This is a genomic window from Falsiruegeria litorea R37 (assembly GCF_900172225.1).
Taxonomy (GTDB): Bacteria; Pseudomonadota; Alphaproteobacteria; order Rhodobacterales; family Rhodobacteraceae; genus Falsiruegeria; species Falsiruegeria litorea.
On record NZ_FWFO01000006.1, the window covers coordinates 100,706 to 107,160 of the forward strand.

Genomic DNA, 6,455 nt, shown 5'->3' on the forward strand with positions numbered 1-6,455 from the left:
CCAAGCCTGACAGTGAGTGACAATGACCAACACAACCCGCCTGGACGGCGATTTTGACTTTATCATCGTTGGGGCTGGGACAGCCGGATGCGTTCTGGCCAACCGGTTGAGCGAGGATCCCGGAGCACGCGTTCTGCTGCTTGAGGCGGGGAAATCGGACAATTACCACTGGGTGCATATCCCTGTGGGTTACCTGTATTGCATCGGCAACCCGCGCACCGATTGGATGATGAAGACAGCGGCCGAGCCCGGGTTGAACGGGCGTGCGCTGGTCTATCCGCGCGGCAAGGTTTTGGGCGGCTGCACCTCGGTGAACGGGATGATCTATATGCGCGGGCAGGCGGCGGATTATGACGGCTGGCGGCAGATGGGGAATGCGGGCTGGGGCTGGGACGATGTGCTGCCCTATTTCCTGAAGTCCGAAGATCACCACGCAGGCGACACCGACATGCACCGGGCGGGCGGTGAATGGAAGGTGCAGAAGCAAAAGCTTAGCTGGGACATTCTGAAGGCCGTGCAAGAAGGCGCCAAAGAATTCGGGATCGCGCCGCGAGGCGATTTCAACGATGGCAACAACGAGGGGTCGGGGTTCTTTGAGGTCAACCAAAAGAACGGCGTGCGCTGGAACACGGCCAAGGGGTTCCTGCGTCCCGCGATGAAGCGCCCGAATCTGCGGGTGCTGACCGAGGCCATAACCGACAGCCTGATCCTTGAGGGCAAATCCGTGCGCGGCATCCGGTTCCGTCACAAGGGCCAGATGCTCGAGGCGCGTTCAAACTGCGAGGTTCTGCTGGCAGCGGGCGCGATCAACTCGCCCAAGTTGCTGGAATTGTCGGGGATTGGCCGGGGCGAGGTGCTGCGCGACCACGGTATCGAAGTTCAGCACGAAAGCGACGGTGTGGGCGAGAACCTGCAGGATCACCTGCAGATCCGAACCGTGTTCAAGGTGAAGAATGCGCAGACGCTGAACACGCTGGCCAATTCGCTGTGGGGTAAGGCGCGGATCGCGCTGCAATACGGGTTGACCCAATCGGGGCCGATGTCGATGGCGCCCAGTCAGTTCGGCATGTTCACCAAGTCCGACCCATCACTGGCCACTCCTGATCTGGAATACCACGTGCAGCCGCTGTCGACCGACAAGCTGGGCGACCCGCTGCACCCATTCCCGGCCATCACGGTATCCGTCTGCAACCTGCGCCCGGAAAGCGTTGGGCATTGCCACATCACCACCACTGACCGCGATGCACAGCCCGACATTCGGCTGAATTATCTCTCGGCGCCGCGCGATCGAATGGTGGCGGCGAAATCGGTGCAGCAAGCGCGCCAGATCATGACCGCTGCCGCCCTTGAGCAGTATGAACCCGAAGAGATCCTGCCAGGTCCAACCGTCCAAAGCGATGCGGACCTGGTCAAGGCGGTGGGGGATATCGCCACAACCATTTTCCATCCCGTCGGCACCTGTAAAATGGGCACGGACGCGCGCGCAGTCGTCGACCCCGAACTGCGCGTGCGCGGGCTTGACGGGTTGCGCGTGGTGGATGCGTCGATCATGCCCAAGATCGTGTCGGGCAACACAGCGTCGCCCGTGATCATGATCGCGGAAAAGGCCGCTGACATGATCCGGGCGCAGGGGTGACGACGCAGGGGATATTGCCCGCGTCGCCGCTGTTCTTGCTCAGTCGACCGCCAGCTCGGTAATCTCGCGGCGGAAGGGCAGGGCGTCGCCGATGTCCTCTCCGTCCAACTCGCGCGCGTAGCGGTGACCAGCGTAAGTGGCCCAGGCGATCGGGCCGGGGGCGTTGGCGTCGCCGATCAGCTTGACCGACTTGATGCCCGCATCCGCCCATTCTGCCTCGCGGGCCTTGAGGTCGTTGTAGACGCCGTTGGTTTCCAGCCGTGAGGCGACCATGACAACGGCGTCGGCTTCGATCTTCCAGGTGCGATCCGTGTAGACGCAGTTTGACACCACGTGATCGGGGTGGATTTCAGTAACGCCCTGGTTCAGCACGATCTCAACTCCGGCCTCGACCAGACGCGGGTGGATCGCGATCTGTTCCAGAGTGTTGTTGGTCCAGTCGCTGACAAAGGCAGAGGGGGTCACCAGCGTAGCCTGAGCGCCCTGTTTGGCCAGCAGTTCCGCCAGAACCCCGCCCATGTAGTAATGGTCGTCGTCATAAACCACCACGCGACCCGAAGGGATGGTGCCATCCATCAGATCGTCGGGGGTATAGATTTTGGCGCCTTCTGCAATTGGCATGGGAACCACGTGTTGCCGCGATACTCCGTCCCGACGCCAGGTGGACCCGGTGGCGATACAGACGTTTTCGAACCCGAACTCCAGGATGCTGTCGGCGTCCAGCTCGCTTTCGCGGTAGATCTCGACATTTGGGCGCTGGCTGAGTTGATAGTCGCGGTAGTCGACGACACGGCCCCAGGCGCTGAGCCCTGGCAGCAGGCGTTCACGCGCCACGCGCCCGCCGATCACATCGCGTGCCTCGGCCACAGCGACGTCATAACCACGCCGACACAGCGCCCAGGCGGCCTCGAGCCCTGCGGGACCGGAACCCACGATCAGCACGTTGTCGCTGTCGCCCTTGTCGTTCATCTTTTCGGGATGCCAGCCTTTGCGCCATTCCTCCATGAAGGTGGGGTTCTGGGTGCAGCGGCTGATCGACATGGTCATGTCGCCGGTGATGCAGATGTTGCAGCCGATACATTCGCGAATGTCCTCGATCCGGCCCTCTTCGATCTTTTTGGGCAGGAACGGATCGGCAATCGACGGGCGCGCGCAGCCGATGAAATCAAGCGTGCCAGATTTGACCATCTTGGCCATGACGTCGGGCGAGGTAAAACGGCCCACGCCCACAATCGGCTTGTCGGTCAATTCATGGATACCGCGCACCAATTGTTCCTGAGCGGCCTCTTCTTTGAAGCGGCTTGGCCCTGAACAATCTTCCCATGTGCCCTGCGCCAGATCCCAAAGGTCGGGCAGGTCCTTGTTCATCTCGATGTAATCGCGCACCTCGGCGTTGGAAAACCCAAGCTCGCCAATTGTTTCATCCAAGCTGACTCGCAAGGTGATTGCCATGGTGTCCCCGATGGCGTCGCGCATGTCTGCGATCACCTCTTGGCTGAACCGGGCACGGTTTTCCAAAGACCCGCCATATTCGTCGCTGCGCTGGTTGGTGGCGCGGCTCAGGAAATGTTGGAAAATGCCAAAGCCATGCGCACCATAGAGGCAGATCAGGTCAAAGCCCGCATCCTTGGACCGTTTTGCGGCGTTTACAAACCAGCGGCGCAGATCCTTGATGTCCTGCTTGTCCAGTGCCCGCGCCTGAACCGGGTCATTGGTGAAGGTGCGGATCGGCAGGGCGGACGGCGCCAATGGCACCTCTTTGGTATAAAGGTTCGGGCCGTTGATGCCGGAATAGGCCAACTGAATGCCCGCCAGTGCGCCATGGGTTTTCATCTGCTCGGACATCTTGCGTAGTTGCGGGATGTCCTTGTCTTCCCACAGGCGCAGCTCAATGAACGGGGTGATTTCACTGGTGTGGTGCATCTCACATTGCTCGGTGAAGATCACGCCCCAGCCACCTTCGGCCTTGATGCCACGCATCGCCGCCGCCGCCGAGGGATCGCGATAGCCGCCACCGTTGCAGTGGGGCACCTGATAGAACCGGTTCTTGGCTGTGAGGGGGCCGATCTTCATCGGCTCGAACAGGATATCGTAACGGGGATCACGCACGGCTGGCTCCTTTAGTTTTGGCTGTTGCATACCACCAATTTCAGACCATTATCCTAAGTGGGTAGGTTAAGGGGGTATATACCCCCAAGGAGGTATGCACCCATGTCCCCCGATATGGCACCAGACAAGCTGGGGCAGCTGATCTTGTCCGTAGGTACCGAACAGTTTGGCGAAACCCTTCAAGATTGGCTTGATGCGGTTTGCGTGTTCGACAACATCGGTATCTTGGCGTTCTTTCAGGGTCGCCCGCCGCGCGTGTTTTACACTCACGCGCGCACCAGCCGCGTTTTTGATCGGATCGACAGCCAATACGTTGGCGGCGCCTATCTGCTGGACCCATTTTTTGGCTTGCACCAAAGCAAGGCCCCTGCGGGCCTCTATCGTTTGTCGGATGTTGCCCCCGATCAGTTTCAGCGGAACGAGTATTTCAAATCCTACTATCGAAACACGACGCTGACGGATGAGCTGGCGTTCTTTTGCTCGCCCGCGCCGGGAGTTTCGATCACGGTTTGCATCGGGCGGGATGAAACCACGGGCAGCCGGTTTTCTACCAAGGACCGCGAGGGTGCGACCCGGATTGCCCCGGTCGTAAACGCGCTTGTCTGTCGAAATTGGGGCGATCTGAGGTCGGAAGAAAACACCACCCCGCCGGATGTGGCAGGTGATCTGCGTCAACGCCTGGAACAGGACAAGGGGATCGCGCTCAGCGGGCGGCAATCCGAGGTGGCGCTGTTGGTGCTCAAGGGGCACTCGTCCATTTCCATCGGGCTCACCTTGGGGATCAGCCCGCAAACGGTGAAAGTGATCCGCAAACAGCTTTACAAAAAGTGCCAGATCTCGTCTCAAGGCGAGCTGTATTACCTGATTGCCCCCTATTTGTCGGGGCAAAGCGACTGATCCGTCAGAGATTAGCCATAGCCTAACTAGGGGTAAGTTAGAGAGTTATTTCGCCCAAATTCAACTTGTGGAACCCTTACGTCGAAACGCGCAACACGTGCTGAAACGGAACGGATGATCCCTGGTTCGTAGCCTCATTGCCCCCGGCAAAGACGACCCAAACCGTGACCTGGATCAGCTCTGGCGCAGGAATTTTCGACCTTACGGAGCAATCCGGAGGATCCTTGAAGGGAACCGACACATGACAATTGAAAAAACCGATACTTTGGTTGTTGGCGGCGGTCAGGCCGGGATTGCGCTCAGTGAGCACCTGGGAAACAACAATGTGCCGCATGTGATTTTGGAAAAGAACCGCACGGCCGAGGCCTGGCGGACGGGACGCTGGGATGCTCTGGTTGCAAATGGTCCGGCCTGGCATGACCGGTTCCCCAGTCTGCTGTTCAAAGGCGATGACCCGGATGCGTTCGTGTCTAAAAATCGCGTCGCCGAGTACCTGGTCGAATACGCACAGATGGTGAATGCCCCCATCCGCGAAGGGGTTGAGGCATTGAGCGCCGAGCGCCTGCCCGGCGAAGGGGGCTTTCGTGTCCAGACCACTGACGGAGAGATCCACGCCAAGCGCATCGTGGCCGCAACCGGCGCCTTCCAGCACCCGGTCATTCCGCCGATCGTGCCGGAAACTCCGGGCGTCGAACAGGTGCACTCGTTCTACTACAAGAACCCCGATCAGCTGGCCGACGGTGCTGTGATGGTTGTGGGCGCGGGTTCGTCTGGTGCGCAAATCGCCGATGAGCTGAACCGCGCAGGTCGCAAGGTGTTCCTGTCGGTTGGTCCACACGACCGCCCGCCGCGCCGCTACCGTGGCCGCGACTTTGTCTGGTGGCTGGGCGTTCTGGGCTTGTGGGACGTGGCGGCGATGAAGCCAGGCACCGAGCATGTGACCATTTCGGTTTCAGGGGCCTATGGCGGCCACACGATGGATTTCCGCCGTCTGGGCAACGCAGGTGTCACTCTGGTCGGTATGACCAAAGGGTTTGAGGATGGCGTTCTGTCCTTTGCCAACGACCTTCAGGGCAATGTGGCCGCTGGCGACGCGAACTATCTGGAAATGCTGGATCTGGCGGATGCCTATGTCGTGCGCACCGGTCTGGACCTGCCCGAAGAACCCGAAGCGCGTCAGGCCTTTGCCGATCCCGATTGCCTGACCAATCCGCTGACCTCGATTGATTTCGCCAAAGAGGGCATCACGACGATCATCTGGGCCACTGGTTTCCGTCAGGACTTCAGCTGGATCAAGGCCAACGCTTTTGATGATCGCGGTGCCCCCATTCATCAGCGTGGCGTTTCCGTCGAACCGGACATCTATTTCCTGGGCCTGCCGTGGCAATCGCGCCGGGGATCGACCTTCCTTTGGGGGGTTTGGCACGACGCAAAATACATCGCTGATCAGATCGCGATCCAGCGCGCCTATGCCGAATACGATGGCCAAGCCGCCATCATCGCCCCCGCAGCAGAATAATCAGACGGAATCCAAGACATGGCTCACACGCGCATACGCAAGTTCAACACGTCCGAGACGTACCCTGAGCAGAACCTGGACAACGACCTGTGTCAGGCCGTTGTCACCCAAGGCGGCAAGACCGTTTATCTGCGGGGACAGTGCCCGCAAAACCTGGATGATGCGGTCAACATCGACAGCCACGACCCGGCCGAGCAGACCCACAAGGTGATGCAGAACATTCGCCAGCTGATCGAAGAAGCCGACGGCGACATGAGCCATCTGGTCAAGGTCGTGGTCTACATCACCGACGTG

The 6,455-nt window shown here is 60.0% G+C and carries 5 protein-coding genes; 4 read left to right on the forward strand and 1 reads right to left on the reverse strand.

Annotated elements, in window-relative coordinates; all coding sequences use genetic code 11:
- The first annotated feature begins 22 nt into the window (after positions 1-22).
- Entirely contained in the window at positions 23-1,636 is a 1,614-nt protein-coding gene (locus TRL7639_RS21285) for a GMC family oxidoreductase (protein WP_085797916.1), read from the forward strand.
- Between the two features lie 39 nt (positions 1,637-1,675).
- Here the strand turns inward: TRL7639_RS21285 and TRL7639_RS21290 are convergent, their stop codons facing one another.
- Complete coding sequence (locus tag TRL7639_RS21290) at positions 1,676-3,745, reverse strand: oxidoreductase (protein ID WP_085797932.1); 2,070 nt, start codon at positions 3,743-3,745, stop codon at positions 1,676-1,678.
- A 102-nt stretch (positions 3,746-3,847) separates the two neighbouring features.
- Between TRL7639_RS21290 and TRL7639_RS21295 the strand changes: the two genes are divergently transcribed.
- From TRL7639_RS21295 to TRL7639_RS21305, 3 genes are all read left to right on the forward strand, one after another.
- Positions 3,848-4,642, forward strand: coding sequence for a helix-turn-helix transcriptional regulator (locus TRL7639_RS21295; RefSeq protein ID WP_085797917.1), 795 nt, complete (start codon positions 3,848-3,850; stop codon positions 4,640-4,642).
- A 241-nt stretch (positions 4,643-4,883) separates the two neighbouring features.
- Positions 4,884-6,161, forward strand: coding sequence for a flavin-containing monooxygenase (locus TRL7639_RS21300; RefSeq protein WP_085797918.1), 1,278 nt, complete (start codon positions 4,884-4,886; stop codon positions 6,159-6,161).
- An 18-nt stretch (positions 6,162-6,179) separates the two neighbouring features.
- The coding region (locus TRL7639_RS21305) for a RidA family protein (RefSeq protein WP_085797919.1) at positions 6,180-6,455 on the forward strand (276 nt) is incomplete at its 3' end.

Coding starts and splice junctions, on each gene's coding strand:
- TRL7639_RS21285 (WP_085797916.1), top strand. CDS start 23: ATGACCAACACAACCCGCCTGGACGGCGATTTTGACTTTATCATCGTT.
- TRL7639_RS21295 (WP_085797917.1), top strand. CDS start 3,848: ATGTCCCCCGATATGGCACCAGACAAGCTGGGGCAGCTGATCTTGTCC.
- TRL7639_RS21300 (WP_085797918.1), top strand. CDS start 4,884: ATGACAATTGAAAAAACCGATACTTTGGTTGTTGGCGGCGGTCAGGCC.